At 71.4% G+C, this 25,477-nt stretch carries 25 protein-coding genes; 9 read left to right on the top strand and 16 right to left on the bottom strand.

Going from position 1 to position 25,477, the window contains the following annotated elements; translation table 11 throughout:
- Positions 1-6: 6 nt before the first annotated feature.
- The 5 genes from SLW55_RS04635 to SLW55_RS04615 all read left to right on the top strand — a co-directional run bounded on the left by SLW55_RS04635 (position 7) and on the right by SLW55_RS04615 (position 3,312).
- On the top strand, positions 7-456 hold the full coding sequence (locus tag SLW55_RS04635; protein ID WP_152182479.1) for a type II 3-dehydroquinate dehydratase: 450 nt from the start codon (positions 7-9) through the stop codon (positions 454-456).
- On the top strand, positions 437-655 hold the full coding sequence (locus SLW55_RS04630) for a hypothetical protein (RefSeq protein ID WP_295965353.1): 219 nt from the start codon (positions 437-439) through the stop codon (positions 653-655). The genes SLW55_RS04635 and SLW55_RS04630 overlap by 20 nt, the downstream gene beginning before the upstream one ends.
- Positions 656-823: 168 nt before the next feature.
- A complete protein-coding gene (locus tag SLW55_RS04625; RefSeq protein ID WP_320744694.1) occupies positions 824-2,113 on the top strand; it encodes a histidine kinase in 1,290 nt (429 codons plus the stop codon).
- On the top strand, positions 2,106-2,873 hold the full coding sequence (locus tag SLW55_RS04620; protein ID WP_017916878.1) for a LytTR family DNA-binding domain-containing protein: 768 nt from the start codon (positions 2,106-2,108) through the stop codon (positions 2,871-2,873). The genes SLW55_RS04625 and SLW55_RS04620 overlap by 8 nt, the downstream gene beginning before the upstream one ends.
- A 43-nt stretch (positions 2,874-2,916) precedes the next feature.
- The gene (locus SLW55_RS04615) at positions 2,917-3,312 is read left to right on the top strand and encodes a hypothetical protein (RefSeq protein ID WP_152238481.1); all 396 of its coding nucleotides are present in this window, start codon (positions 2,917-2,919) and stop codon (positions 3,310-3,312) included.
- A gap of 551 nt (positions 3,313-3,863) precedes the next feature.
- Here SLW55_RS04615 and SLW55_RS04610 read toward each other — a convergent pair.
- A complete protein-coding gene (locus SLW55_RS04610; protein WP_320744692.1) occupies positions 3,864-5,981 on the bottom strand; it encodes a TonB-dependent siderophore receptor in 2,118 nt (705 codons plus the stop codon).
- Between the two features lie 308 nt (positions 5,982-6,289).
- On the bottom strand, positions 6,290-6,967 hold the full coding sequence (locus tag SLW55_RS04605; RefSeq protein WP_223875750.1) for a hypothetical protein: 678 nt from the start codon (positions 6,965-6,967) through the stop codon (positions 6,290-6,292).
- 114 nt (positions 6,968-7,081) lie between these two features.
- On the opposite strand from SLW55_RS04605, the gene SLW55_RS04600 reads away from it, so the two are divergent.
- The 3 genes from SLW55_RS04600 to SLW55_RS04590 all read left to right on the top strand — a co-directional run bounded on the left by SLW55_RS04600 (position 7,082) and on the right by SLW55_RS04590 (position 11,085).
- Positions 7,082-8,011 (top strand): oxygenase MpaB family protein, encoded by a 930-nt coding sequence (locus tag SLW55_RS04600; protein WP_267100573.1) that lies wholly within the window; start codon positions 7,082-7,084, stop codon positions 8,009-8,011.
- Positions 8,012-8,188: 177 nt separating this feature from the next.
- Entirely contained in the window at positions 8,189-10,429 is a 2,241-nt protein-coding gene (locus SLW55_RS04595; protein ID WP_320744690.1) for a PAS domain S-box protein, read from the top strand.
- Complete coding sequence (locus SLW55_RS04590) at positions 10,387-11,085, top strand: EAL domain-containing protein (protein WP_320744688.1); 699 nt, start codon at positions 10,387-10,389, stop codon at positions 11,083-11,085. Before SLW55_RS04595 ends, SLW55_RS04590 begins: the two co-directional genes overlap by 43 nt.
- Here the strand turns inward: SLW55_RS04590 and SLW55_RS04585 are convergent.
- The 12 genes from SLW55_RS04585 to SLW55_RS04530 form a co-directional block, all read right to left on the bottom strand.
- Positions 11,075-12,088 (bottom strand): Rieske 2Fe-2S domain-containing protein, encoded by a 1,014-nt coding sequence (locus tag SLW55_RS04585; protein WP_267097265.1) that lies wholly within the window; start codon positions 12,086-12,088, stop codon positions 11,075-11,077. The two genes, SLW55_RS04590 and SLW55_RS04585, sit on opposite strands and share 11 nt — an antisense overlap.
- A gap of 43 nt (positions 12,089-12,131) precedes the next feature.
- A complete protein-coding gene (locus tag SLW55_RS04580) occupies positions 12,132-13,319 on the bottom strand; it encodes a GGDEF domain-containing protein (RefSeq protein WP_320744685.1) in 1,188 nt (395 codons plus the stop codon).
- A 143-nt stretch (positions 13,320-13,462) separates the two neighbouring features.
- Positions 13,463-14,578 (bottom strand): hypothetical protein, encoded by a 1,116-nt coding sequence (locus tag SLW55_RS04575; RefSeq protein WP_320744683.1) that lies wholly within the window; start codon positions 14,576-14,578, stop codon positions 13,463-13,465.
- Complete coding sequence (locus tag SLW55_RS04570; RefSeq protein WP_320744681.1) at positions 14,575-15,756, bottom strand: ATP-grasp domain-containing protein; 1,182 nt, start codon at positions 15,754-15,756, stop codon at positions 14,575-14,577. The genes SLW55_RS04575 and SLW55_RS04570 overlap by 4 nt, the downstream gene beginning before the upstream one ends.
- The gene (locus tag SLW55_RS04565) at positions 15,749-16,597 is read right to left on the bottom strand and encodes an MBL fold metallo-hydrolase (protein WP_295958099.1); all 849 of its coding nucleotides are present in this window, start codon (positions 16,595-16,597) and stop codon (positions 15,749-15,751) included. The genes SLW55_RS04570 and SLW55_RS04565 overlap by 8 nt, the downstream gene beginning before the upstream one ends.
- Positions 16,594-17,571: an NAD-dependent epimerase/dehydratase family protein gene (locus SLW55_RS04560; protein ID WP_320744679.1), complete on the bottom strand. Its 978-nt coding sequence runs from the start codon at positions 17,569-17,571 to the stop codon at positions 16,594-16,596. The genes SLW55_RS04565 and SLW55_RS04560 overlap by 4 nt, the downstream gene beginning before the upstream one ends.
- 1 nt (position 17,572) lies before the next feature.
- A complete protein-coding gene (locus SLW55_RS04555) occupies positions 17,573-18,589 on the bottom strand; it encodes a 3-oxoacyl-[acyl-carrier-protein] synthase III C-terminal domain-containing protein (protein WP_320744677.1) in 1,017 nt (338 codons plus the stop codon).
- A 109-nt stretch (positions 18,590-18,698) separates the two neighbouring features.
- Positions 18,699-19,145: a GNAT family N-acetyltransferase gene (locus SLW55_RS04550; protein ID WP_208602381.1), complete on the bottom strand. Its 447-nt coding sequence runs from the start codon at positions 19,143-19,145 to the stop codon at positions 18,699-18,701.
- A gap of 81 nt (positions 19,146-19,226) precedes the next feature.
- Entirely contained in the window at positions 19,227-19,928 is a 702-nt protein-coding gene (locus SLW55_RS04545) for a glycosyltransferase (protein WP_043093436.1), read from the bottom strand.
- 64 nt (positions 19,929-19,992) lie between these two features.
- Entirely contained in the window at positions 19,993-20,988 is a 996-nt protein-coding gene (locus tag SLW55_RS04540) for an aldo/keto reductase (protein ID WP_320744674.1), read from the bottom strand.
- A 54-nt stretch (positions 20,989-21,042) separates the two neighbouring features.
- Complete coding sequence (locus SLW55_RS04535) at positions 21,043-21,462, bottom strand: carboxymuconolactone decarboxylase family protein (RefSeq protein ID WP_152235741.1); 420 nt, start codon at positions 21,460-21,462, stop codon at positions 21,043-21,045.
- A 38-nt stretch (positions 21,463-21,500) separates the two neighbouring features.
- Complete coding sequence (locus SLW55_RS04530) at positions 21,501-22,568, bottom strand: aldo/keto reductase (RefSeq protein WP_320744672.1); 1,068 nt, start codon at positions 22,566-22,568, stop codon at positions 21,501-21,503.
- Between the two features lie 147 nt (positions 22,569-22,715).
- Here SLW55_RS04530 and SLW55_RS04525 point away from each other — a divergent pair, with 147 nt between their 5' ends.
- A complete protein-coding gene (locus SLW55_RS04525) occupies positions 22,716-23,627 on the top strand; it encodes a LysR family transcriptional regulator (RefSeq protein ID WP_267085662.1) in 912 nt (303 codons plus the stop codon).
- Between the two features lie 199 nt (positions 23,628-23,826).
- Here the strand turns inward: SLW55_RS04525 and SLW55_RS04520 are convergent, their stop codons facing one another.
- Positions 23,827-24,396: a flavodoxin family protein gene (locus SLW55_RS04520; RefSeq protein ID WP_010343649.1), complete on the bottom strand. Its 570-nt coding sequence runs from the start codon at positions 24,394-24,396 to the stop codon at positions 23,827-23,829.
- Between the two features lie 107 nt (positions 24,397-24,503).
- Positions 24,504-25,409, bottom strand: a complete 906-nt coding sequence (locus tag SLW55_RS04515; RefSeq protein ID WP_017909607.1) for a LysR family transcriptional regulator — start codon at positions 25,407-25,409, stop codon at positions 24,504-24,506.
- Positions 25,410-25,477: the final 68 nt, after the last annotated feature.

Raw genomic sequence — 25,477 nt, 5'->3', positions numbered from 1 at the left:
GCCGCCATGTCGATCCTGTTGCTCCGTGGCCCGGACTGCGTGGCCGGCCATCGCGGCCGCCCGGCCCGCATCGCCCCACCGGTGATGCGGCAATTGCTGGCCCATGCCGGCCGCGCCGGCAAGACCCTGGCCGTACGCGGCTGCGCCAGCGAGCGCGAACTGCTGCAGGCGCTGGCCCAGGCCGACCAGGCCGGGGTGGAGATGCTGTTGCTGGATCCGGGCGCGTGCTCGGACAGCGCCATCACCGCCGACGCGGTGGCGCACCTGCGCCGGCCTTACGTGGAAGTGCACGACGATGCCAGCGATCGCCGCGAAGCCTGCCTGTGCGCGGCGTCGGGGCAGCGCCTGGGCCAGGTCGGCGGCTACTGCGCGCAGGGCTACGCGCTGGCGCTGTCGATCGCGCTCGAACATCTTGGCTGCAACGGCTACGAAGGCGATGTCCACGTCGGCACCTGAGCGCGAGCGCCACTACCTGGCCGACTACGAGGCCTACAGCTTCGGCCAGCGCGTGGCCTGGGGCACCCTGGCGCACACCTGGGCCGAGCCCGCGCCGCTGGACCCGGAGCGGCTGCTGTGTCACATGCGGGCGCAGGCGGCGCAACGCCACGGCGTGGACAGCAGCGAGATCCGCATCCGCAGCGTGAGCCGGCTCTAGGGCGCGCTGTCGCCTGGAATGGCGCCGCCGCCTCGGCGTGCGGCTGGGCTGCGGTTTCGTCCTGCCAAGGCCAGGTCCCATCCTCGCCAGCGGCGGTTTCGTCGCACGCCGCTGGCGCCGTGCGACGCCGCGGCTATCCTCGCCGGAACTTCCCAGTCCCCGGCCGCCATGCTCGCCAGCCTGTTCTTCCTCGTTCGCCTGTTGTGCGCCTGGGCAGTGGCGGTGGTTGTCGCCGCCTTCGTCTGGGCCGGGTTGTTCTACGGTATGAATTCCGGACCGGGCTGGCTGTTCGGCCTGTTGGCGATGCTGTTGATGCTGTCGGCGCTGATCGCCGGCATCACCCACCTGCGCAAGGTCTGGCTGATCGCCGGGCGCCTTGACTGGGGCACCCTGGCCAGCCGCCAGCGGCGCCAGATCGAGATCCCGCTGGACACCCATGAGGCGTTCGCACTGCTGGATGCGGCGGTGCGCGAGCTGCCACGGGTGGAAGAGGTGGAAAGCACGCTGGACAGCCTGCAGGTGCGCGCCAAGGTGCGTCGCATCGATCCCTACAACGGCCGCCCGCCGTCGCGCTGGAACCTGGCCGCGCGCTTCGCGGTCAAGCGCAACCAGGTGGTGGCGACGGTGACCCCGGGCACCGGCACCAGCAGCCTGACCCTGCTGCTGGAGCCGGATGCCAGCGCCTGGATCGACCTGTTCGCGGTCGACGAGGGCAGCAACTACGAGAACGCCGAAGCCTTGGGTCGTGCGCTGGCGCGGCGCGTGGCCGAGCTGCGCCGCGACGAGCAGGCCGCCGCCACACAGGCCGCCACCGAGCAGGAGCTGACCGTGGCGCGGCTGAACCTGCTGCACGCCCAGGTCGAGCCGCACTTCCTCTACAACACGCTGGCCAGTGCACAGGTGCTGGCGCGGACCGATCCGCCGCGCGCCGACCTGATGCTGGGCTATCTGATCCAGTACCTGCGGCGTTCGCTGCCCAGCACCGAGGACGCGATGAGCTCGCTCGGCGACGAACTGGAACGGACCCAGGCCTACCTGGAGATCCTGCGCATCCGCATGGGCGCACGCCTGCAACTGCAGGTGCAGGTGCCGGAGACGATGAAGACGCTGCCGCTGCCGTCGATGATGCTGCAGACGCTGGTGGAGAACGCGATCAAGCACGGTCTGGAACCCAAGCCCGGCGGCGGCACCATCTGGATCCTGGCGCGCGCGGTCGACGACCACGTCACCCTGACCGTGGCCGACGACGGCCTGGGCTTCAACACCCAGTCCAGCGGCACCGGCATCGGTTTGAAGAACCTGCGCGAGCGCTTGCGCCTCACCTATGCCGGCGCGGCGAGCTTCGCCATCGTCTCCAACTTCCCCAGCGGTGTGGCCGCCACCCTCACCCTGCCGTGGCCGGCGGGGACGACGCCGCCACCGCCGGTGGCGACGCACACGGGAGCGCACCATGACTGACGCGATCGTCGCCGAGGACGAAACCCTGTTGCGCGATGCGCTGGTCGCGCTGCTGGGCGAGGTGTGGCCGGAGTTGCGCATCGTCGCCGAGTGCGAGGACGGCGCCAGCGCGCTGGAGCGGCTGGCCGAGTTGCGCCCGCAGGTGGCGTTCCTGGACATCCGCATGCCCGGGCTGAGCGGCATCGAGGTGGCGCGTGCGCTGGGCGAACTGAGCCCGCACACGCAGGTGGTGTTCGTCACTGCCTACGACCAGTACGCCATCGACGCGTTCGAGCATGGCGCGGTGGACTACCTGCTCAAGCCGATCGTGCGCGAGCGTCTGCAGGCCACGGTGCAGCGGCTGCAGGCACGGGCGGCGCAGGGGCCGGATCCGGCGGTGCTCGACGCGCTGCTGCAGCGTCTGCAGCAGCGCCCGGCCGCGCCGTCGGCGCCGCCACCGCTGGCCTGGGTCACCGCCAGCAGCGGCCGCGAGACGCGGCTGATCCTGCTCGACGACGTGCTGTATTTCCAGGCCGACAGCAAGTACACCACGGTGCTCACCCGGGATGGCGAGGCGGTGCTGCGCACCTCCTTGCGGGAGCTGCTGGACGTGCTCGATCCGGCGGCGTTCCGGCAGATCCACCGCTCCACCATCGTCAACCTCAAGGCGGTGGCCTCGGTGGTGCGCGACGACACCGGCAAGGGCCGGCTGAAGCTGCGCCACCGCGACGAGGTCCTGACCGTCAGCCAGCCGTACATGAGCCTGTTCCGCGGCATGTAGCCGCGCATTCCCTCGCTTCGCACTGGAACAAGGAATCTCCGCCATGCGTCTGCTCTCCGTGCTGTGGTCGTGCCTGCTCGGCCTGTTCGGCTGCCAGGGACATGCCGATCTCGACCTGTCCATGGGCGCCCGCCGCGAGACCGTGGTGCAGGCCAGCGAACGCGGCGTGCCGCTGCTCTTCAGCCGCACTACGTATCGCGGTGGCCTGGCCACGTTCCGTTGCATCGACAGCCGCAGCGGGCGCTGCCACTACCAGGTCTACGCCGCCTGCACGGCATCGCCGCAGGCTAGCGGCGGCGATGGCGCTGCCTGCAATCCGCGCGTGCTGCAGGCCTTCGATCTGGCGATCGGTCAGCGCCGCGAGATCGCCGGGCTGCCCCGCGACTTCCGCCAGTGCGTGGTGTCGGATGCACCGGCGTCGGCCTGCGGGCGCGAGTGAGAGGCGATAGCGAACGCTGGTCGATACGATCTTCCGACACAACCAGCGATGCACGATGGCCGCGGCTGTTGTGGGAGGGACTTCAGTCCCGACGCGTCTGCAATGGAGTTGCCGGATGGCGTCTTGCATCGCGACCGAAGTGGCTCCCACACGGGCATTACCGCGGAGCTGTCGGACGTCGCGCGTCGCGGCTGAAGCCGTTGAGAGGCATTGCCGCAGAGCCGTCGGACAGCGTCATGCGTCGCGGCTGACGCCGCTCCTGCGCGATGCCTCGTTGCGGTCCGAAGATCGGCACCGTCGGAGCGGCGTCAGCCGCGACCCGGATGCGAGGTCGACCGACGCATCGCGTCGCCGTATCCGCCCTTGCATCCGACTGTCGCAATCGGATCGCTGCCGTTGTGGGAGGGACTTCAGTCCCGACGCCTCCGCAACGGAGCCGCCGGATGGGCTCTCGCGTCGCGACTGAAGTCGCTCCCACAGAATGCTGTCCCGCGATCCCACAGCACGCTGGCACGAACGGCGTCGCGTCGTGCGCAATGACGCGCACCCACTCAGTAATCCACGCCCACCGAGAACAATAGCGTGCGCGGGTCGCCCAGGGCCACGGCGCGCTGCAGGCCGCCGGTGAAGTAGTCGCGGTCGAAGGCGTTCTTCAGGTTCAGCGCGTAGCGCCAATGGCCCTGGCGGTAGCCCAGGCCGGCATCGAATACCAGGTAGCCGGGAATGCGATGGCCGTAGGCGGTCTTCTCGCCTTCGGCGCGGGCGCCGCCGCTGACGCTCCAGCCGTCGGCCGCGCCGTGGGCGGTGTACTGCAGCCACACAGAACCGCTATGCCGCGGCACGTTGTTCAGGCGGCTGCCGACGCTGCTGACACGCTGGCCACCGTCGTCGGTGACCACCGCATCGGTGTAGGCGTAGCCGCCGAACAGGCTCAACCCGTTGCCCAGGTCGGCGGCGGCGTTGAGCTCCAGGCCGCGGCTGCGCTGTTCGCCCACGGCGATGCTGTAGCCGTCGTTGAACGGATCGGTCTGCAGCACGTTGCGCCGGCGCAGGTCGTACAGCGCCATGCTCAGGCTGGTGCCGCTGCCGACTTCCATCTTGACGCCCAGTTCCACCTGGCGCCCGCGCTCGGGATCGAACTGCGCGCCCTGCGCATCGACGCCGACATTGGGATAGAACGAGGTGGCGACGCTGACATACGGGCGCAGCCCGCCACCGGCGTCGAACATCAGCGCTGCCGAACCCGTCGTGGCACTGTTGTCGGTGCGCGTGTCGCTGCCGGCCAGCCGGTCCTCGCTGCGGTTGCGGCTGCGGTCGTGGCGCAGGCCCAGCAGCAGTTGCCAGTCCGGTGCGAACTGGATGCGGTCGCGCAGGTACAGGCCGCCCGAGGTCACCACGCTGAGGTTGTCGCGGGTGGGGCGTGCCGGGCAGGTCACGGCGCTGCCGTAGACCGGCGCGTACACGTCGAGATTGCCGACGCGGCAGGTCGACTGCACGTTCCATTCCCAGGTCTTGAACGCGTCCAGGCCGGCGGTGACGGTGTGCTGCCAGGTGCCGGTGGCGAAGCCGCCCTGCAGGTAGGTGTCCTGCACCCAGGTGCGTCCGTCGAACTGTTGCTGGGTGGCGGTACGGCGCAGGGTGCGCAGGTTGGCGGCCAGGCCGTTGTTGGCGATCAGGAAACCGTCCAGCCCGAAGCTCTGCCAGCGCGCGGCGTGGTGCAGGCTCCAGCCGTTGTCGAAGCGGTGATCGAGCACGTAGCCGATCCGGCTCTGGTGGCTGTGGTACGGCCGCTGCCCGGGTTCGCCGGTGAACAGCGCGCGGTCGATCCTGCCGTTGCGGTTGGGTTCGGCGCTGCCTTCCCAGGGCAGGCCCTGCTGGCGGATGTAGTCGCGTTCCTGGTAGCTGGTCAGCAGCACGAAGTCGGTGCGCGGGCCCAGGTCCAGCGACAGCGACGGGGCGATCCAGCGGCTGCGGAAGTACACGTGGTCGGTCGGGTCGTCGCTGTTCATCGCCAGCGCATTGAGGCGCAGTGCGACCTTGCCGTCGGCCGACAGCGGCTGGTTGAGATCGACGCTGCCCTGGCGCAGGCCGTCGCTGCCCACGCCCAGGTCGACCCGCCGCATCGGCTCGGCGCCGGGACGCTTGCTGATCAGGTTGACCAGGCCGCCCGGCAGCACCTGTCCGTACAGCAGCGAGGCCGGGCCCTTCAGCACCTCCACCTGCTGCACGCCGAACAGTTGCTCGGCCACGCGGTTGCTGTCGGCGGTGCGCAGGCCGTCGACGAACAGCGCGTCGGAGGCGGTCTGGCCGCGGATGATCAGGTCGTCCCAGCCGCGCCGGCCGTAGGTGTTGGCGACGACCCCGGAGACGTTGTGCAGGGCATCGGACAGGGTGCGCGCCTGCTGGCTGTCCAGCAGCGCGCGCGGCACCACGGTGATCGAGAACGGCGTCTGCGCCAGCGGCGCATCCGACTTGTCGGCCTGCACCGGTCCGGTGGCGCGGAAGCCGCTCTGCGCGTCGGCGCGCACCTGCACCGTGGGCAGGGCGGTCGCCTGTGCGGCATCGGCGCCGCTGTCGGCGTCCGAGGCGGTGTCGGCACTGGCGGCGTGCGCAGGCAAGGACAGCGCCATGCCCAGCAGGCAGGCGCACGAAAGGGGATGCAGTGTCATCGAGACCGTGAGGCGAAAGTTCTAATCGAGAATGATTATATTTCGCGAAACGGGCGTTGGGAATGCCCTGTGTCATCGCGGTCGGCCGACGCCGGCTGCGTCGGGTCGGTGCGGTTTGACTGGGGGCTGGCATCGCCGTGGCGTTGCGCCCTTGCGGCGACCGCGGGCTTGAGCGAACACGCTATCGGGCGCGCGGATCGCGACCGACTGTGCGCGTGTTGCGCCCGAGTCGCGCCCGCGCGTGATGTCGGATCGGCGGGCGCGCCGTCTATCGCAGACGGCGCGCGTGAGATGCGTGTGCCGCCGACTCAGCCGGCGACGCGGAACACGCCGGGCTGGCCGCCGGGTGGCGTGCCCTCGAACTGGATCAGCGAGGCGACCAGTTCGGCATGCAGGCGGATGCGGCCCATCTCGCGCATGATCCGGATGTCCTCGTGGCGCAGTTCGCGGTTGGCCACCACCTCGCGCTTGTAGGCGAGGATCTCCGGGTACTTGCGCGCCATGTTCAGCGCGTCGGCCACGCACTCCACGGTGTCGGCATCGGCCGACAGCGGTTCGCGGCTGTTGAACGCGGTGAGCCAGCGCTCGAAGCCGGCGGTGCGGTCGAACATGTTGGCGATGAACCAGATCACGAACAGGATCGCCACCCACGAGGTGACCACGATGACGATGCGCGAGAAGGTCAGGTGGTAGTCGTGCTGCCACAACTGCGCGGTGATCACGCCGAGCAGGATCAGCGAGATCGCCTGCCAGCCGATGATCGACGCCACCAGCCACTGCTGCTTGGCCTTGGCCAGCAACGCGACCTCTTCGCGGATCTGCGCCTCGCTCTTGTGCTGCCAGTGCGCGACCTGCTCGGGAAACGAGCGCTGGTGCAGCGCGTTGTCCTCGAGCAGCAATCCCAAGCCTTTGAACAGAGCGAGCATGACGGGCTCCTTGCAGATGCGGTGACGGACGCGGAACGTCGGTTGGCGATCTTGAGGCAGCTTCTTTCTAGCACAGCGGCCGCAAAGTGCATGCTGCGGTCGCACATGCGGCGCGGTAGCGGCGCGCCATACGCCATCGCACGGCGCTCGCGCCGCTTTCGCTACCATCGGCGCATGCCCCCGCTGCTACGCACCCTCTCCGCTCCGGCCACCGCGCAGATCCGCCGCTGGGTGCTGGGCGCGTTCCCGCGCGAGCGCGACGCCATCGACTACGACCAGCCGCTCGGCGATGTGGGCCTGTTCGGTCCGGACAGCGTCACCTGGCGCATCCATGCCGAGTTTCCCGGGATGCTGGCCGGCGGGCTGTGTGCGCTGCTGCTGCAGACCCTGCATCCGCTGGCGCTGGCCGGGGTCTACGACCATTCCAACTTTCGCGAGGATCTGGTCGGGCGCCTGCGCCGCACCACCCAATTCGTCGCCGCCACCAGCTACGCGCCCACCGACGCGGCGCAGCGCCAGATCGCCCGTGTGCGTGCGATCCACACGCGGGTGCGCGGCCACACGCCCGACGGACGCGCCTACGCCGCCGACGATCCGGCGCTGCTGACCTGGGTCCACGTGACCGAGGCCTACGGCTTCCTGCAGGGCTACCGCCGCTACTGCCGCGCGGTGCCGGCGGCGATCGCCGACCGCTATTACGACGAAGGCCGGCGCGTCGCCGAAGCGCTGGGCGCACGCGACGTTCCGGCCAGCGAGGCGGCGGTGCTGGACTATTTCGAGCGGCAGCGGCCGCTGCTGCGGGTGGATGCGCGCTCGCGCGAGGTGCTGGCGGTGCTGTCCGGCCTGCGCCTGCCGGTGCCGGCGCCGGGACTATCGCGCGAACTGTTCCTGGGCGCCGGCGCGGCCTTGCTGCCGCCATGGGCCAGCGCCCTGCTGCGGCAGGCACGGCTGCAGCGCACCGGCCCGACGGTGCCGGCCTGGTTGCTGCAGCAGGTGGCGCCGCTGTTCCGGGTGGCACTGCACGATGGCATCGCCGCGCGTGCGTGCCGACGGGTGGGGCTGACGACGCCGGCACTGGCGCAGTGGCCACAGCGGACTGAATGATTTATCCGCATCGCTGAACGCAGCATCGCGTCACGGGCGGTCAAGATCGCCGGTCCCAGGCCGCTGTATCCAGCATCTACGCCGCACTCCCGACCCTCGATGCCGCCGAATCCGCTCGCCGACAGGAAGCGTGACCGTCGCTTTCGGCACAGCCTGCGGCGCGTCACGCGCGCGCCGTTGCGGGCGATCGCGACCTGGGGCGTGGCGCTGGCGGTGCTGCTGGCCGCCGGCCTGGTGCTGGTGCTGGCGCAGGACCGCCACAACCGCCTGGCCGCAGCGCAGCGGCAGAGCCTGGCCCTGGCCACCGGCAGCGACCGCTTGCTGCAGTTGCAACTGGACAATCTCGGCCAGGCCCTGCATAGCGAGGGCCTGAGTGCGCAGGCGCTGCTGGCGGAGACGCCGATGCGGGCGCCCGAGCTGATCGCCGCCTCGCTGCACGGCCTGCAGGCGCGGCACCCGGAACTGCGCGACGTGGCCCTGCTGGATGTGCAGGGCCAACCCCGCTTCGGCGGCACGGGCGATCCGCAACTGCGCGCATGGATGCCGCGCGCGCGCTGCGGCGACCGGGTCTGCGTGAGTCCGCCAGTGCGCCTGGCCGATGGCGAGGCGGTGGTGCGCGTGGCGGTCCCGTGGGGGACCGATGGCTGGGTCGAGGCGCAATGGCGGGTGGCCGCGTTGCAACGCATCGTGCAGGGCACCGACAGCGGGCGCGACGGCATCGTCGCCCTGACCGACGCGCAGGGCGTGCTGCTGGCCGCCAGCCGCCCGCTCGCGGCCGGCCAGCCACGTCTGCCGATCGCGCTGGCGCAGCCGATGCCGCACGGCGGCGCCCTGGGGGTACGCCGCGATGTCTTCGACGGGACACCGCGGATCCTGGCGCTGAGCGGCGGCGGTGCGTATCCGTTGCTGGCGGTGGCCGGGGTGGGGCTGCGCGAGACGCTGTCCGGCTGGTGGTGGTTCGTCGCGGCGGCGGCGCTGGTGTACGTGCTGTACCTGCTCGGCCTGGCCTATCTGCTGGTCAGCCTGCGCCGCGCCGAGCGTCGCCAGCGCCACCTGCTGCAGCGCCTGCGGCGTGGCGACGAGGATCTGCGCCTGGCGCACGGGATGGGCGGCATCGGCACCTGGCGCGTCGACATCGCGCGGCGCGTGCTGCGCCTGTCCGAACCGACCGGCGCGATGTTCGGCCTGCAGCGCATGCAACTGCCCATCGAGGCGTTCCTGGCGCGGATCCACGACGAGGATCGCGCACGGGTGACGCAGCTGTACGAGGACGCTGCGCAAGGGCGCGCGGACTACAACACCGTCTATCGCATGCACCTGCCCGATGGACGCCTGCGCTGGCTGGCCGCGCGCGGCGCGCTGGTGCACACCCGCGAGGGCGTGTGCATGACCGGCGCGGTGCAGGATGTCAGCGACCGGGTGGCGGCACACGCGCGCCTGCTCGATGCCGAGCGCCAGTTCCGCCTGGTGTTCGATCGCAATCCGTTGCCGTACTGGGTGTTCTCCGTGGACAGCCTGCGCTTCCTGGAAGTGAACCAGGCCGCGGTGCGCCAGTACGGCTACAGCCGCGAGAAATTCCTGGCGATGGACCTGCGCGATCTGCGCCCGTCGGAGGATGCCGAGCGCTTGCTGCAGGACGTGCGCAAACCGCGCGAGGACTTCGACGCGCCGAGCGTGTGGACGCATCGGCGCAAGGACGGCAGCCTGCTGTCGGTGTGCATCCACAGCGCCGACCTGGAGTTCGGCGGCGTGCCGGCGCGGCTGATCCTGGCCGAGGACGTCACCGAGCGCCTGGCTCACGAACGCGAACTGGCCTATCTCGCACGCCACGAATTCAGCACCGGCCTGCTCAAGCCGCGGGCGCTGGCCGAAGCCCTGCGTGCGCAGCGCGGCGGCTATGCTATCGCCTACGTGCAGGTGCGCGGCCTGGCCCTGATCGGCGACACCCTGGGCCGCGCCGCCGGCGACGCGGTGCGCAGCGCGGTGGCCGGGCGCATCCGCACGCTCGGCGAGCGCTTCGGCCTGAGCGCGCACCAGCCGGCGCAGGACTTCGTGCTGGCGATCCTGGACCCCCAGCTCCTGCCGCAGGCTTTGCAGGCGCTGCAGGAGGCGCTGTACGCACCGGTGCAGGGCGGCGAATTCGCCCAGCAATTGCAGGCGCACATCGGCGTGGCGCTGTGTCCGGACGATGCCGCCGATGCCGACGAGGCGATCGGCAGCGCCGCGCAGGCCGCGCATGCGGCGCAGGCAGAGGGCCGCAGCCTGGTGCGCTTCGACCGCGCCATGGCCGCGCGCACCGGCGAACGCCGCGCCTGGCCGGGCGCATCCAGCAGGCGATCGAGCGCCAGGAGTTCGAGTTGTACTTCCAGCCGATCATGGATGCCGTCAGCGGCGCGCCGCGCGAACTGGAAGCCCTGATCCGCTGGCCGCAGCGCGATGGCGGTTTCATCGCGCCGGATGCGTTCATCCAGTTGTGCGAGGACACCGGGCTGATCCTGCCGCTGGGGCGCTGGGTGATGCGCGCGGCGGCGCGGGCGCGTCGCGCCCTGGTCGAGCACGGATGGCCGGACCTGCCGGTGGCGGTGAACGTGTCGGCGCTGCAGTTCTTCGACGGCGACCTGGTCGCCGACCTGGTGCAGGCCTGCGCCGAGGCCGGGCTGGCCGCCAACGGCCTGCAGTTGGAGCTGACCGAGAGCAGCCTGATGCGGCAGCCGCAGCAGGCCGGCGACGTGCTGCGGCAACTGCGCGCGCTGGCGGTGCGCGTGGCCCTGGACGATGTCGGCACCGGCTTCTCCTGCATGGCGTATCTGCGCGACCTGCCGCTGGACACGCTGAAGATCGATCGCAGCTTCGTCGCCGAGGTGGACCACGATCCACGCAACGCCTCGATCTGCCAGGCGCTGCTGACCCTGGGGCACTGCCTGGGGCTGGACGTGGTCGCCGAGGGCGTGGAAACCGAGGCGCAGCTGCGCTGGTTGCGCGCGCACGGCTGCGGCGGCGTGCAGGGCTATCTGCTCGGGCGTCCGGCCCCGTTGGCGGATGTGCTGCAGCGGCTCGGCGCGGTCACAGCATGAGTTCCACGTCGTGGCCGCTGCCCGGTGCCGGCAGCGGCTCGCCGTCCCAGTAACGCCGCAGCGGTTCGCGCACCAGGTCCAGCGCGGTGGAGGCACCGCGCGCGCCCGGATAGCGCTGCAGGTTGCGCGACTGCAACGCGAGCATGCGCCGGTCCTGTTCGCCGACCCGGCGCAGCAGCGGCCACACCAGCAGCCGCACCGCCCACGCCGGCGCCCAGCGCCCCTCCACGTGCAGGCTGGCGAAGACGTCGGTGCTGCGCGCGTCGAGCGGGGTGAAGTGCAGGCTGATCCGCACGCGGCCGCCGCGCGCGTAGCGGTACTCGATCTGCGCGCTGCCGGGGCCGGCGAAATGCGCGCGTTCCAGGATGCGCGGCGATTCGAACAACCGGTACAGCCAGCCGCTCTGCGCCGCGGCGCCGCGGTAGTCGACGTGGAAGCCTTCGTCGGTGTGGCGCAGCTCGGCGCGCATGGCGGTGCGCGCGCCGCCGCGCCGCACCAGCCCCGGATGCAGAAGATGGGTGTGCAACGGGTCCAGGAAGTTCTCCAGCGCATCGACCACGTGCGCATCCCAGCGCGTGCGCCACAGGAAGCGCCGCGCCGACGGCTGCAGCGCCTGCACCAGTTGCGAGGGCGCGTCCGCGCCTTCCGGGTCGGGACGCAGCCAGATCAGGCCGTCGTGTTCGCGCGCGGCGAAGGCGCGGACCCGCACCGCCGGCGGCGCCTGCCCGGGCGGCAGGCCGGGGATCTCGCGCAGGGCGCCGGCGCGGTCGAAGCGCCAGCCGTGATAGGGGCAGGACAGGCCGTCGCCGGTGGCGCAGCCGGCCGACAGCGGCGCGTGCCGGTGCGGGCAGCGGTCTTCCAGCGCCAGCAGGCCGCCGTCGGCGCAACGCGCGATCGCCGCATGCCGGTCCATCACCGATACCGCCAGCGGCTGGCGCCGCAACGCCGTGGCGGGGGCGACGGCGAACCACTGCCGGTACAGGGACGGATGCCAGGCGCTCATGCCGCCGGCGCCACGCGCGTGGTGTGCCGCGTGCCGCGCGCGTTCATGTGATGGTGGTGCCGGCGACCCGGTTGCGGCCGGCGCGCTTGGCCGCGTACAGCGCCTGGTCGGCGGCCAGCACCAGGGTCTGCCAGGACGCCTGTGCCCCGGGCGACAGGCAGTAGCCGATGCTCACCGTGCACACCAGCGGCGCCTCCGGCGCAGCATCGATCTGTTGCTGCTCGATCCGCCGCCGCAGGCGCTCGGCGAGATCGCGCACCGACGCCTCGTCGCCCTGCGGAATCAGCACCATGAACTCCTCGCCGCCGATGCGCGCCAGCAGGTCCGGCATGCGGATGTGCTGCGTCAGGGTCTGCGCGATGGCGACCAGCACCTGGTCGCCGACCGCATGGCCGAAGCGGTCGTTGATCGCCTTGAAATGGTCCACGTCGATCATCAGCACCGCGATCGACGCCCGCTTGCGTGCGGCATCGAGGGTCGCCGCCTCGCCGCGCTCCCACATCACCCGGCGGTTGGTGACCCCGGTGAGTGGATCCTGCGAGGCGTGCCGCCGCAGTTCCGCGTTCATTTCGCGGGTCAGCATCCACAGGAAGCCGGGGGTGATGCTGGCGGTCAGCACGATGCGCGAGAGCAGGCCGAAGTTGGTGGTCGGGTCGTAGCTGGTATCGACGTCGGGATGGACGGCCCACCAGACCACCCGCAGCCCGACCATGCCGGCCCACAGGAAATGGAAGACGGCCGTGAAGCGCGCCGGCGTGCGCACGGTGCTGTCGGCATGGCGCCACAGCGCCACCGCGGTGGCCAGGGTCAGCATGCCGCGCACCAGGCCGCCGAAGATCACCATGATGCGGTGATCGAGGCCTGTGTAGTGCAGGCTGTAGAGTTCCAGCGCGCAGAGCAGCGCGATCGGGACCAGCAATGTCCACTGCAGCAGCGGGCGTCGCAGGTAGGCGTTTACCGCCAACAGTGTCAGTGCGGTGGCCACGTCGAGGGTGACGTTGCCGGCGGGCGCGACCCAGACTTCCATGTAGTGCCAGGCCGGCGCCAGCAGGGTGCCGAAGCCCAGGGTGAACACGGCGTAGCTCAGCGTCAGCAGCAACAGACTGCGGGCGTGCCGTTCCTTGCGGCCGGTGACGTACAGCGCCAGGAACATCGCCGAGGACACCGCCGCGAGCAATGCGTTGACGATCAGCAAGGTGCCGGCATGGGCCAGATGCGCAATCCATTCCACAGATGTTCCGGGCCGCAGCGGCGATGAGGTGTTGCAGATGCAGCAAAGTATATGCCAGTGCCAGCGTCGGGCAGCCGACGCGGCATGCGCGATCGACGCTGAAAACGATTACGGCCCGCCTTCGGGCCCGGCGCTGCCTGGCCTCACAGCCGGTACTGGCGCATCAGCGGGACACCGATGCGCCGGGTCAGGGCGCCTAGCGCGGCGATCGGCTGGCGTCGCCGCAGCGGCAGGTGGCGCGCATCGACCGCGCTGTACTCGATGACCGGCATGCCGCCGCGCTGGCGCTTGAAACTGGCCGCGCCGGCGCTCTGGTTGAGGCGCTGGCCATACCGTCGCGCATGGTCGATGCCGCAGGCGGTGAGGGTGCGGTACAGCGCCAGCCGCTGCGACAGGTGCAGGTCGTAGCCGACGATCGGGGCGGTGACGGTGCCGCCGATGCCGAACAGGCCGGTGATGCAGACCAGTTGCCCGTCGCCATCGCGGAAGCCGTCGAAGCGCAGCAGCCCGGCGCGGTGCCAGGCACGCAGGAAGCCGGCGTGGTAGGCCGGATTGCAGTGCGAATATTTCTCCAGATACAGCTGCGCATACAGCGCGGCGATGCGCGCATAGTCGGCCTCGCCGATGGCGTCGTTGCCGCAGCGCTGCAGGTCGCGGCGCTCGACCAGTTTGAGGTCGCGGGCCAGGTCGCGATGGCGCAGCAGTCGCGGCCAGTCCTCGTACAGGTAGACCTGGCGGCTGGCGATCAGGGTGAAGCCTTCGGCCTGCAGCGCGTGCAGCCACTGCGGCGTATCCACCGCGTTGAGCGAGCGGAACCACAGCGCGTGGTCGGGCCAGCGCGCGCGCGCGACATCCAGCAACGCGCGCAAGCCGCTCGGCGGCAGCGGCGGGTACAGGTTGGTGGACAGCAGCCAGTTGTTGAGGGTGACCGCACGGTCGATCCGTGCCCAGTCCAGCCACGCGCCGATGCCGCCGCACAGGCCGCGCACCGGCGCGGCCAGCGTGCCCGGCAGCAGCCGTGCGGCTTCTTCGGCGGCGTAGTCGGCATAGGTGGTGCGCGGCGAGCACACCCAGGCGTTGCCGGGGTGGCGTTCGCCGACCGTCACCGGCAGCGCCAGGTCGCCCGCCTGCAATACCTCGATGCGCGCATGTGCGTTGTCGGCCAACTGCTGCGCGTCGCCGCCGGCGTGCAGCGCGGCGAAGCGTTGCAGCTTCGCGGCGTAGTCGGCGGCTGCGGCGTCGGCGCTGTCGGTACTCATGGCGGCGGCAGCGCTTCGCCGTCCCATTCGGTATCGCGGGTGGCGGCCTCGCGCACGCTGCAGCGCTGCGCCAGCGCCAGGCGCGCGTGGCTGCCCAGGTCGCACAGCGTGCCGACCAGCGGCCAGCGGTCGCCGCGCGGCGCCAGTACGTCCTCGGCGCGCGCGTAGTCGTGGCGCCACTGTCGCAGCCGGCCCTGGCCCAGCGCCGCCGGCAAGGCCGCGCCGAGCATCAGCATGCCCAGCATCGCTGCGCGGTCGTCGGCCGGGCGCAACGGCGCCGGCGCCGCGCCCGCGTCGCCGCACAGCAAGGCCACCAGCGGATCGGTCGCGGCGAACAGGTGCAGGCCGCTGGTCGCACGCGGATTGCATTCGATCACGCTGCAGCGCCCTTGCGCGGACACCATCCAGTCGAAGGAAATCTGCCCAGTGAAGCGCAGCGCCTGCACCAGTTGCGCGGTGAAACGCTCGATCTGCGGGTTCGGTGCGGCGTCGAAGTAGTAGCTGGAACTGCGCCGCAGGCGGTAGCGCGGGCGGTACACCGCATGCGCCAGCAGCACGCCGTCGCGCGCCAGCGCATACGAGCAGCGTTCCTCGCCCTCACAGTAGCGCTGTGCGACCCAGTCGCCCTGCGCGGGCAGCGGCGTGGCATCGGCGGTCACACCGTCCGGATAGAGCCGGACATGCACGCCGAATCGCGAGAATTCTGGTTTCAATACCAGCGGCGCGTCGCCGGCCCATTCGCGCGCCTGCGCCAGGCTGCGCACGCGCACGCTGGCGGGTACGTCGATGGCGCTGTCCAGGCTGCGCGCCAGTTCCATGAAGTGGTACTTGCTGTGCAGCGTGCGCAGCGTGTCGAAGTCGTGCAACGGCAGCTGCAACTGCGCCGGCAGCGCACTGCGATAGCGGGCCAGGTAGAACACCTCCTCGCAGGTCGGCACCAGCACGTCGATGCGCTGGCGCGCGAGCAGGGCGTTGAGATCGGCCAGCCAGGCGCGTGGCGCATCGCGTGCCGGTGCGATGCGGTGATGCGCGGCCACCGCGCGCGACCAGCCGGAGATGCGGCTGGCGACGCTGTCGGCCAGGTGCACCCGCCAACCCTGCGCGGCGAAACGGCGCGCCAGGTCCAGCGCGACCGGCGCGCGTGCGCCGGTGATCAGCACGCCGGGGGCCTCAGCCATGCGTGTGCTCCGCCGGTGCCGGCCGCCATTGCCGACAATGCGAGGGCACCAGGCGCAAGCCCGGCTCGGCCTGGCGCAGCGCCTGCAGCCGCGCCAGGGTGTCGCGATAGACGCGATGCTCGCCGAGCAGGTGGGTGACCAGCGCCGGCGGCGGCGTGCCGTCGGCGAGCGCGGCGCTGGACCAGGCCGCGTCGGCGATCAGGAACACCGGGCCGTGCGCGTCCTCGAACCACAGGCCGTAGTGGCCGGGCGCATGCCCGGGCAGCGGCACCAGCAGCACGCTGCCGTCGCCGAACAGGTCGCGCGGCGTGCCGAAGTCGCGCAGCGCGGCGGGCGACAGCGCCGCGGGCAGCGCCTCGATCCAGTGCATGCGCGGGCGCGCGCCGTGCAGCAGGGCCGGCAGGAAGCCTTCGCGCAGCGCGGCCAGCCGGCCGCGGCGCTGCAGATCGTCCCAGGCCTGCTGTGCGCAGGCCAGGCGCGCCTGCGGGAAATCGGCGACGCCGCCGACGTGGTCGCCATGGAAATGCGACAGCACGATCCAGCCGATGCGGTCCGCATCCACGCCGTCGCGGGCGAGTTGTTCGCGCAGCGATTGCCCGGGCGCCAACTGCACCGGGGTCAGCCAGCGGTACAGGCGCTCGGGGAAACGCGCGGTGGCGTCGAAGAAGTGCGGCGAATAGCCGGTGTCGAACAGCAGGTCGCCGTGCTGCGGATGCTGCAGCAGTGCCGCCAGCGCCGGAAACGGACACGGCGCCAGCGGCGCGCCGCGGCGCGTGGCGCGCTCCGGATGTGTGCAGTGGCCGGCTTCGTACAGCCGCCACTGCAGCCTGGGCGCGCTCATGGCCGCCCCAGCGCGGTCAGCCCGGCCTCGGTCGACAGCACGGGCGCATAGCCGAGTTCGCGGCGGGCGCGGCCGATGTCCAGCGTCTGCGAATAGCCGAGCACGCCGATACCGTAGCGGCTGAGCCGCGGCTCCGGCTGCCCGCGACGGCGCAGCGCGATCTGCTCGCCGAGCGTGGCCAGTGCCAGTGCCGGTCCGCGCGGCACCGGCAGCAGCCGCACGCGCAGGCGCAGCACCGCGAACAGTTCGGTCAAAAGGTCGCGCACCGCGATCGGCACGCCGTTGCTGATGTTGTAGGCGCGGCCATCGCCGATGTGCTCGGCGCGCAGCGCAGCCAGCGCCGCGGCCACCGCGTTCTCCACGCAGCACACATCGATCATCGCGCGGCCGCCGTTGACCAGCGGGAACCAGCCGCGCTGCGCCACCGCCAGCAAGCGCGGCACGATCGCGTTGTCGCCATGGCCGAACACCGCGCGCGGGCGCAGCACCACCGCCGGCAGTCCGGCCGCGGCGGCGGCGCGCACCTTTTCCTCGGCTTCCCACTTGGTCTGTGGGTAGCCGCCGATCCAGCGCGCCGGCGGGGTGAAGTCTTCGGTGATCTGGTATTGATCGGCGAAGCGGAAGTAGATGCTGGGCGAACTGAAGTGCACGAAGCGGCGCACGCGTGCGGCCAGCGCGGCGGCGAGCAGGCGTTCGGTGGCGACCACGTTGGCCAGGCGGAAGGTCTCGGCGCTGGCCCAAGGTGCCGACAACGCAGCGCAGTGGATCACCGCATCGCAGCCGCGCAGCAACGGCGCCAGGTCATCGCGACACAGCTCGGCGGGCACGACCTCGATCCGCGGATTGCCGGCGAAGGCCGCCAGCTTGGCGGCGTCGCGACCGCTGGCGCGCACCGCTACGCCGGCATCGGCCAGGGCGCGCACGATGTAGGCGCCGATGAAGCCGGACGCGCCGGTGACCAGGACGCGTGCCATGTCAGTAACGCAACACCGCGCCGCCGAACGCCAGCCCGGCGCCGGAGCCGACCAGGCCGATCAGGTCGCCGCGGACGATGCGGCCGCTGTGGATCGCCTGGTGCAGCGCACTCGGAATGGAGGCCGCCATCTGGTTGCCGCGCTGGCCGATCACCTCGATCAGCGCGTCCGGCGCCAGCCCCAGCGCCACGCGCAGGTGACGCAGCGCCTTGGCGCTGGCCTGGTGCGGCACGATCCGCCGCAGCTGCGCCAGATCGACCCCGGCCTGCGCCAGCAGCCGCTGCAGGAAACCGGGCAGCTTCGCCGCGGCGAGGCGATAGGTGGCGCGGCCGTTCATTTCGAATTGCGAACCGGCGCGCAGCGCCTCGACACCGTGATCCAGGCGCAGGCGGGTGCCGCCGGCGCGCACGCGGCAGTGGTCGATGCCTTCGGAATAGGTTTCCAGGCGCGCGGTCAGCAACTGCGAACCGCTGGCGCCGTCGTCGGCGCCGAGCACCACCGCGGCGGCACCGTCGCCGAACAGCGGCGCAGTGTCCGCATCGTCCGGATTGAGGCCGACGCTGGCGATCTCGCTGGAGACGATCAGCACGCGGCGATGGCGGCCGGCGGCGATCGCGCAGGCGGCCAGGTCGAGCGCGGCGATGAAGCTCAGGCAGGTGGCGTTGATGTCGAAGGCGGGGATGCCGCTTCCCTGCAGGCCCAGCCGCGCGTGCAGCAGCGCCGCGCTGCACGGGATCGCCTGTTCCATCAGGCTACAGGCGCTGATCACGCAATCGACCTCGTGCGCCTGCAACTGCGCCGCCTGCAGCGCCGCGCGCGCGGCGCGTTCGCCCATGAAGGTGGCCGGCTCGTCGGCGCCCGCGTAGTGCCGCGTGGCGACCCCGGTATGCCGCAGGGTCCAGCCGGCGGGCTTGCCCCAGCGCCGGTCGAAGGCCTCCGCCGGCACCTGCTGCGCGGGCAGATACTCGCCCGTGCCGAGGATGCGCAGCGCGATGGGCCTGCTGGTGTGGACGCTCATCCGTAAAGCTCGCACAAGGGGCGCGCAGCGTACTGCCAGCGGCTCGGCGCCGGCAACCGCTCTTGCGAAGATCGCGCCGCTGTCTGCGGCTGGCGACCTCAGACAATCCTCAATCGCGCAGCGACCTGGCGAAATACGTGGGCGCTTCGACAAAGCCTTCGCGCCGATAGAAGGCGTGCGCGCGTTCCCGCCGGCTGTGGCAGTGCACCTCCAGGCGGTCGCAGCCGCGCTGCCGCGCCAGTGCCTCGCCCTCTGCCAGCAAACGCTGTCCCACCCCGGCGCCGCGCGCGCGATCGTCGACGCAGAAATAGCTGATGCGGCAGATGTCGCCGGCCAATGCCAACTGCGGCAGAAAGTGCAGCGACAACACACCCAGGACGTCGTCCCCTGAGGCGGCCAACAGCAAGGCCGCGTCCGGATGTGCCAGGAGCTGCGCCAGGCGCGCCTCGATGAAGTCCTCGGTTCCGGCGTAGTCCAGTGCCGCCATCAGCGTCACGATCGCCTGCCGGTCCGCCATTGCCGCGTTCCTGATGTCCAGGGTGCCGTTCTCGCGCATTTGCAGGCAGTAGGAAGTCGCCCGCGTCGGGCGCAACCGCTTTGCCGACCCGACGCAATCTGTGCGGAAATGGGCGGCGCGTTAGCGCCCGCGACGCTGCCCGTACCAGAAGCCAAGTCCGTCGCGCGAGCGCAGCAGGCTGCGGCCGCGGCGCAGCAGGCGCAACAGCAGCCCCAGGTGCTCGCGCTTGCTGAAGCTGCGCAGCTTGCGGTCGGAGGTGTGCACCGGCTCGCGCAGGATCACGAAGCGTCCCTGCCGCGCCAGTGCGCGGCTCAGCGCCACGTCCTCGCCGGCGTAGTAGCGCTCGTCGAAGCCGCCGGCGGCGACGAAGGCGCTGCGCGTGCAGAACAGGAAGCAGCCGGGGGCGATGCCGGTGCAGCGGAACAGCCAACCGAACAGCGTCTGCGCCAGGCGCTCGTGCCAGGCGATGTCGCCGAGCAGGCGCACCTGCGCGCCGCCGCCGACCGCGCCGGTGCCGAGCGCGCGCAGCGCCGCGGCCAGCAGCGGGGTGTTGACCCGGGTGTCGGCATCGACGAACAGCAGATGGCGGCCGCGGCTGGCGGCGGCGCCGGCATTGCGCACGGCGGCGATGTGCCGCAGTTCCACCTCCAGCACCTGCGCGCCGTGCCGGCGCGCGATCTCGGCGGTGCCGTCGCGGCAGGCATCGGCCACCACCAGCGTCTCGCAGTCCAGCCGCAGCGCCTGCGCGGCGACATGCAGCGAGGCCAGCGTGTCGCCGATCAGGGCGGCTTCGTCGTGCGCGGGGACGATGAAGGAGATCACCCCCGCATCATGCGGGGCCGGCGCGGCGCGGGCAATCGACCCGCGCCGCGGCCGGGGGCGCGGTTCAGCCCTGCAGCGCGCCGCGCGAGGCGGCCGGGTAGCGATGGCCGGCAGCGGCGTCGGCGGGGAAGATCGCCTCGATCTGCGCCAGTTCCTCGGCGCTCAGCTTCACCTGCAGCGCGCCCAGGTTTTCTTCCAGGTAGGCCAGGCGCTTGGTGCCCGGGATCGGCACCAGGTCCTCGCCCTGCGCCAGCACCCAGGCCAGCGCCAGTTGCCCCGGGGTCACGCCCTTGGCCTGCGCCAGCTCACGTACCCGCTCCACCAGTTGCAGGTTGCGGTCGAAGTTCTCGCCCTGGAAGCGCGGCGAATGGCGCCGGTAGTCGTCGGCCTCGAAATCCTCCGGCGAGCGGATCGCCCCGGTCAGGAAGCCGCGGCCCAGCGGCGAGTACGGCACGAAGCCGATGCCCAGCTCGCGCACCGTCTCCAGCACGCCGTCGTGTTCCGGATCGCGCGACCACAGCGAGTACTCGCTCTGCAGCGCGGTGATCGGGTGCACCGCGTGGGCGCGGCGGATGGTGGCGGCGGCCGCTTCGGACAGGCCGAGGAAGCGCACCTTGCCCTGTTCCACCAGCCGCGCCATCGCCCCGACCGTGTCCTCGATCGGCACGTTCGGATCCACCCGGTGCTGGTAGTACAGGTCGATGTGGTCCACGCCGAGTCGGCGCAGGCTGGCCTCGCAGGCCGACTGCACGTACTCCGGGCGGCCGTCGATGCCGCGTGCGGCCGGGTCGTTGGGGTCGAGCTTGATGCCGAACTTGGTCGCCAGCACGACCTGGTCGCGGCGCCCGGCCAGCGCCTTGCCCACCAGCACTTCGTTGGTGTGCGGGCCGTACATGTCGGCGGTGTCGATGAGGCTGACGCCGTGCTCGATCGCGGCATGGATGACCGCGATCGAGGCGTCGTCGTCGCTGCGGCCGCCGTAGAACGCGCTCATGCCCATGCAGCCGAGGCCGAGGGCGGAGACGCGGGGGCCGTTGCGGCCGAGGGTGCGGGTTTGCATGGAGGATGCTCCTGAGGGGGAGGGGAGGGAAAGCGTGGCCGCCGGGCGGTTCGCTCAGGGTGAGGACGGGCCCAGCGCGTCGCGGGCGACGGCCAGGGCATTGAGCGCGGTGGGGAAGCCGACGTAGGCGTACAACTGGTCGAGCACGGCGAAGATCTCCGCACGGCTGGCGCCGGCCGCCTGCGCGGCGCGCAGATGCAGGCGCAACTGCGGTGCGGCGTGGCCGAGGCTGGCCAGCACCGCCACCGTGACCAGTTCGCGGGTCTTCAGGTCCAGCGCGCTGTCGGCGCGGTAGATCTCGGCGAAGGCGATGGCGGCGCCGCGGCCGCTCAGTGCGGTGTCTGCGTCGTCGGCCAGGGCGCGGATCGCCGCGCCCTGCTGCGGGCCCATCAGCGCGGCGATCTGCGCGATGCCGGCCGCTTCGGCCTCGGCCAGGGTCATGTTGCTCGGCAACGCGTTCGCGATGGATGCCATGGAATGGTGCTCGTGTACGAAGGGGCAGGACGCCGCGCTCAGCGCGGCTGGATGCGGGTGCCGCCGCTCAGCAGCGCCTGCGGGTTGGGCGAGGCCAGGAAGTCGTGCGGGAAGCCCAGTTCGATCGCGCTGGCGGCATCCAGCCGCTGCAGCGCCTCGGCATCCAGGTGCAGGGTGAGTGCGCCCAGGTTGTCCTGCAGTTGCGCCACGCTGCGCGCGCCGACGATCGGCATCGCCCCGCGCGCCAGCAGCCAGGCCAGCGCCACCTGCGCCGGCGAGCGCTGCAGCTCGGCGGCCAGCGCCACCACAGCCTCGGCCACTGCCAGCGCGTGTTCGTTGAAGGTGCGTTGCGAATGCGCGACCTCGGCGCGGCCCACGCCATCGACCTGCGCGCCACCGGAGGCGGCCGAGCGCACCCGCGCCAGATCGGCGGCGCCGTACTTGCCGGTGAGCACGCCCATCGCCAGCGGAGACCAGGCCAGCACCGACATGCCCAGCGCCTCGGCCATCGGCACCAGTTCGCGCTCGACGGTGCGCTGCGCCAGCGAGTACTCGATCTGCAGGGCGACGAACGGCGTCCAGCCGCGCAGGTCGGCCAGGGTCTGCATGCGCGCCACCTGCCAGGCGGGGGTGTCGGAGATGCCGGCGTAGAGGATCTTGCCGGCGCGCACCAGGTCGTCGAAGCCGCGCATGACCTCGTCGATGCCGGTGGTGCCGTCCCAGGCGTGCAGGTACAGCAGGTCCAGGTAATCGGTGCCCAGCCGCGCCAGGCTGGCGTCGACCGAGCGCAGCAGCGCCTTGCGGTGGTTGCCGCCGCCGTTGGGGTCGCCGGGAAAGGGATTGAGCGCGAACTTGCTGGCGATCACCAGGCGGTCGCGGCGGCCGGCGACGAATCGGCCGAGCAGGGTCTCGGCGCTGCCGTTGGTGTAGATGTTGGCGGTATCGAGGAAGTTGCCGCCGGCATCCACGTACAGGTCGAACAGGCGGCGCGCCTCGGCTTCGTCCGCGCCCCAGCCCCAGTCGGCGCCGAAGGTCATGGTGCCCAGGCACAGCGGGCTGACGCGCAGGCCGGAACGGCCGAGCAGGCGGTAGTGATCGAGGGCCATCGCGGCGGTCTCCGGAGTGAGGGTGCGGGCACTGTAGGCGCCATGTCGCAACGGATAAATCCAGGTAATCCGCATGTGCTTTGAAGCTGTGCTAAACAATGGCTGGTTCGCCCGCCGCGTTCGTCCTTCCACTGCCGCCCGTTCGCCATGCACCGTCCACCGCCGCTGTCCGCCGTCGTCGCCTTCGTCCGCGTCGCCCACCATGGCAGCTTCACCCGCGCTGCCGCCGAGCTGGGCGTCTCGCCCTCGGCGCTGTCGCAGACATTGCGCGCGCTGGAGGCGCAATTGGGCGCACGCCTGCTCAACCGCACCACCCGCCGGGTCGGCCTGAGCGAGCATGGCGAGCGCTTCCTGCAGCGGGTGGCGCCGGGCCTGGCGCAGATCGATGCGGCCTTCGCCGACCTGGATTTCCTGCGCGACCGCCCGGCCGGCACGCTGCGCATCAACCTGCCGCTGGTGGCCGCCGAGCAACTGGTGTGCCCGCAGCTGCCGGCGTTCCTGGCGCGCTATCCGGAGGTCAGCGTGGAGCTGTATTCGGATCGGACCCTGGCCGACATCGTCGCCGGCGGCTTCGACGCCGGCATCCGCCTGGGCGAGAGCCTGGCGCGCGACATGATCGCGGTGCCGCTGGGACCGCCGCAGCGGCAGACGGTGGTGGCCGCGCCGGCCTATTTCGCCGCGCATGGGACGCCGCACACGCCGGCCGAACTGGCCGAACACGACTGCATCCGCTGGCGCCGCACCGATGGCCGCCTGCAGGCCTGGGAGTTCACCCGCGACGGCCATGATTTCCTGGTCGAAGTCAGCGGGCGGCTGGTGGTCAACGACACCGCGGTCGGCCTGGATGCCGCGCGCCGCGGTCTGGGTCTGGGCCAGGCGTTCGAGTGGCAGGTGGCTGCCGACGTCGCCGCCGGCCGCTTGCAGCAGGTGCTGGACGACTGGCACGCGCCGTTCGCCGGCTGGCACATCTACTACCCGGCGCGCGAACACTTGCCGCCGAAGCTGCGCGTGTTCATCGATCATCTGCGTGCGGAGCATCCAGTGGGTGGCACGGTGTAGCGCGATGGCGCTGGCCGAGGGCCGGCACATGGCGAGATCGGGATGCAGAGAACACGCGGCAGCGCCGCAGCGCGAGGGCATTGTCCCCTCGAAGACGCGCCCGACCGGCAAGGCCGGGCGCCGCAGGGGCATCGCATCGCCCGGAGACGGCCGCGATCGCGATGCAGAGTGCCGCCCTTTGCGGGCGGCACCGCCTGGCTCAGCCCTTGAGCTTGGCCGCGAACTCGGCCACGCGCTTGCCGAGCAGGCGCGCGGTCTCCAGGTCGCCGCTGCGCGGCGCCTCGTCCGGCGAGGCGTCGGACGGCGAGATCGCCAGCGCGCCGCCGGAGCCGGCGGTCCAGTTCACGTCGTTGGGGCCGTGCGCCTTGGTGTTGGACGGCAGCAGGCCGGTGCCGACCCAGATCTGGCCGTGCTGCTGGGCCAGGGTCCAGAAGTATTCGATGGTGGCGAACTTGTCGCCGTTGACCGAGGCCGAGTTGGTGAAGCCGGCGGCGATCTTGTCCTTCCAGGCCTGCGCGAACCACGGCTTGGAACTGGCGTCGGCGAACTTCTTGAACTGCCAGGCCGGGCCGCCCATGTAGGTCGGGCTGCCGTAGACGATGGCGTCGGCCTGGCCGATCGCCTCCCAGGCGCCGTCGGGCAGGTTGCCGTCCTGGTCGATGCGGTACAGCGTGGCTTCGCCGACGCTGGCGGCGCCGGCGTGCACGGCCTCGGCCTGCTTGACGGTGTGGCCGTAGCCGCTGAAGTAGACGATCGCGATCTTGCTCATACGCGGACTCCTGAAGGTGAGGGGAAAAGCGCGGGCATTGTGCGCATGCGCGGCGGCCGCGATCAGCGTCATCGGCGGGATGTTGTGTCCGGTCCGCGCGCCGCGGTTCAGCTCTCGGCCGGGGAGCGCATCGTGCGGTCGATGCCCACTTCGACCAGGTAGTCGATGAAGCTGCGCACCTTCGGCGCCAGGTGGCTGCGGCTGGCGTACACCGCGTAGACGCCGATCGGCCCGATCTCATGGTCGGGCAGCACCCGCACCAGGCGGCCGTCCTCCAGCGCCGCTTCGGCCATGAAGTCCGGTTGCACAGTGACGCCCATGCCTGCGATGGCCGCCTCGCGCAGCACGTCGCCGCAGTTGGCGCGCAGGGTGCCGGCCACCCGCACCTGGGTCGCGCCGTCGGGGCCGTGCAGGGTCAGGTCGTCCTGCACGTAGCTGTAACTGAGGAAGGCGTGGCCGGCGAGGTCGGCGGCCAGCTGCGGGGTGCCGGCACGCGCCAGGTAGTCCGGCGACGCGCACAGGAACGCCTGCACTTCGCCGAGCTTGCGCGCGATCAAGGTGGGCGCCACCTGGCGGGTGATGCGGATCGCCAGGTCGTAGCCTTCCTCGACGATGTCCACCAGGCGGTCGGACAGCGACAGATCGAGGGCGACCTGCGGATAGCGCGCGCTGTAGCCGGCCAGGCGCGGACCCAGCCGGGCGACGCTGAAACTGAACGGTGCGTTGATCCGCAGCGTGCCGGAGGGCGTCAGCGCCTGCTCGCCGACCGCCGCCTCCATGTCGTCGAACTCGGCCAGCAGCAACTGGCAGCGCTGGTAATACGCCGCGCCGACACTGCTCGGGCTGACCCGGCGGGTGGTGCGGTTGAGCAGGCGCGAGCCCAGGCGCTGTTCCAGCCACGCCACCTGGCGGGTGACGCTGGCGGTGGAAATGCCCAGCGCGTCGGCGGCGGCGTTGAAGCCGTTGCGGTCGACCACGGCGACAAAGACCCGCATCGCCTCCAGCGTGTCCATTGTTTCGGTTCCTGAAATGGATCGTCGGCGGCAGGGTAATTTATTCCCGCAGATGGCGGAAATACCCT

The sequence above is a fragment of the Xanthomonas sp. LF06-19 genome (assembly GCF_034105425.1).
In the GTDB taxonomy this organism is placed as follows: domain Bacteria; phylum Pseudomonadota; class Gammaproteobacteria; order Xanthomonadales; family Xanthomonadaceae; genus Xanthomonas_A; species Xanthomonas_A sontii.
This window is presented reverse-complemented; position numbering and strand designations above follow the sequence as displayed.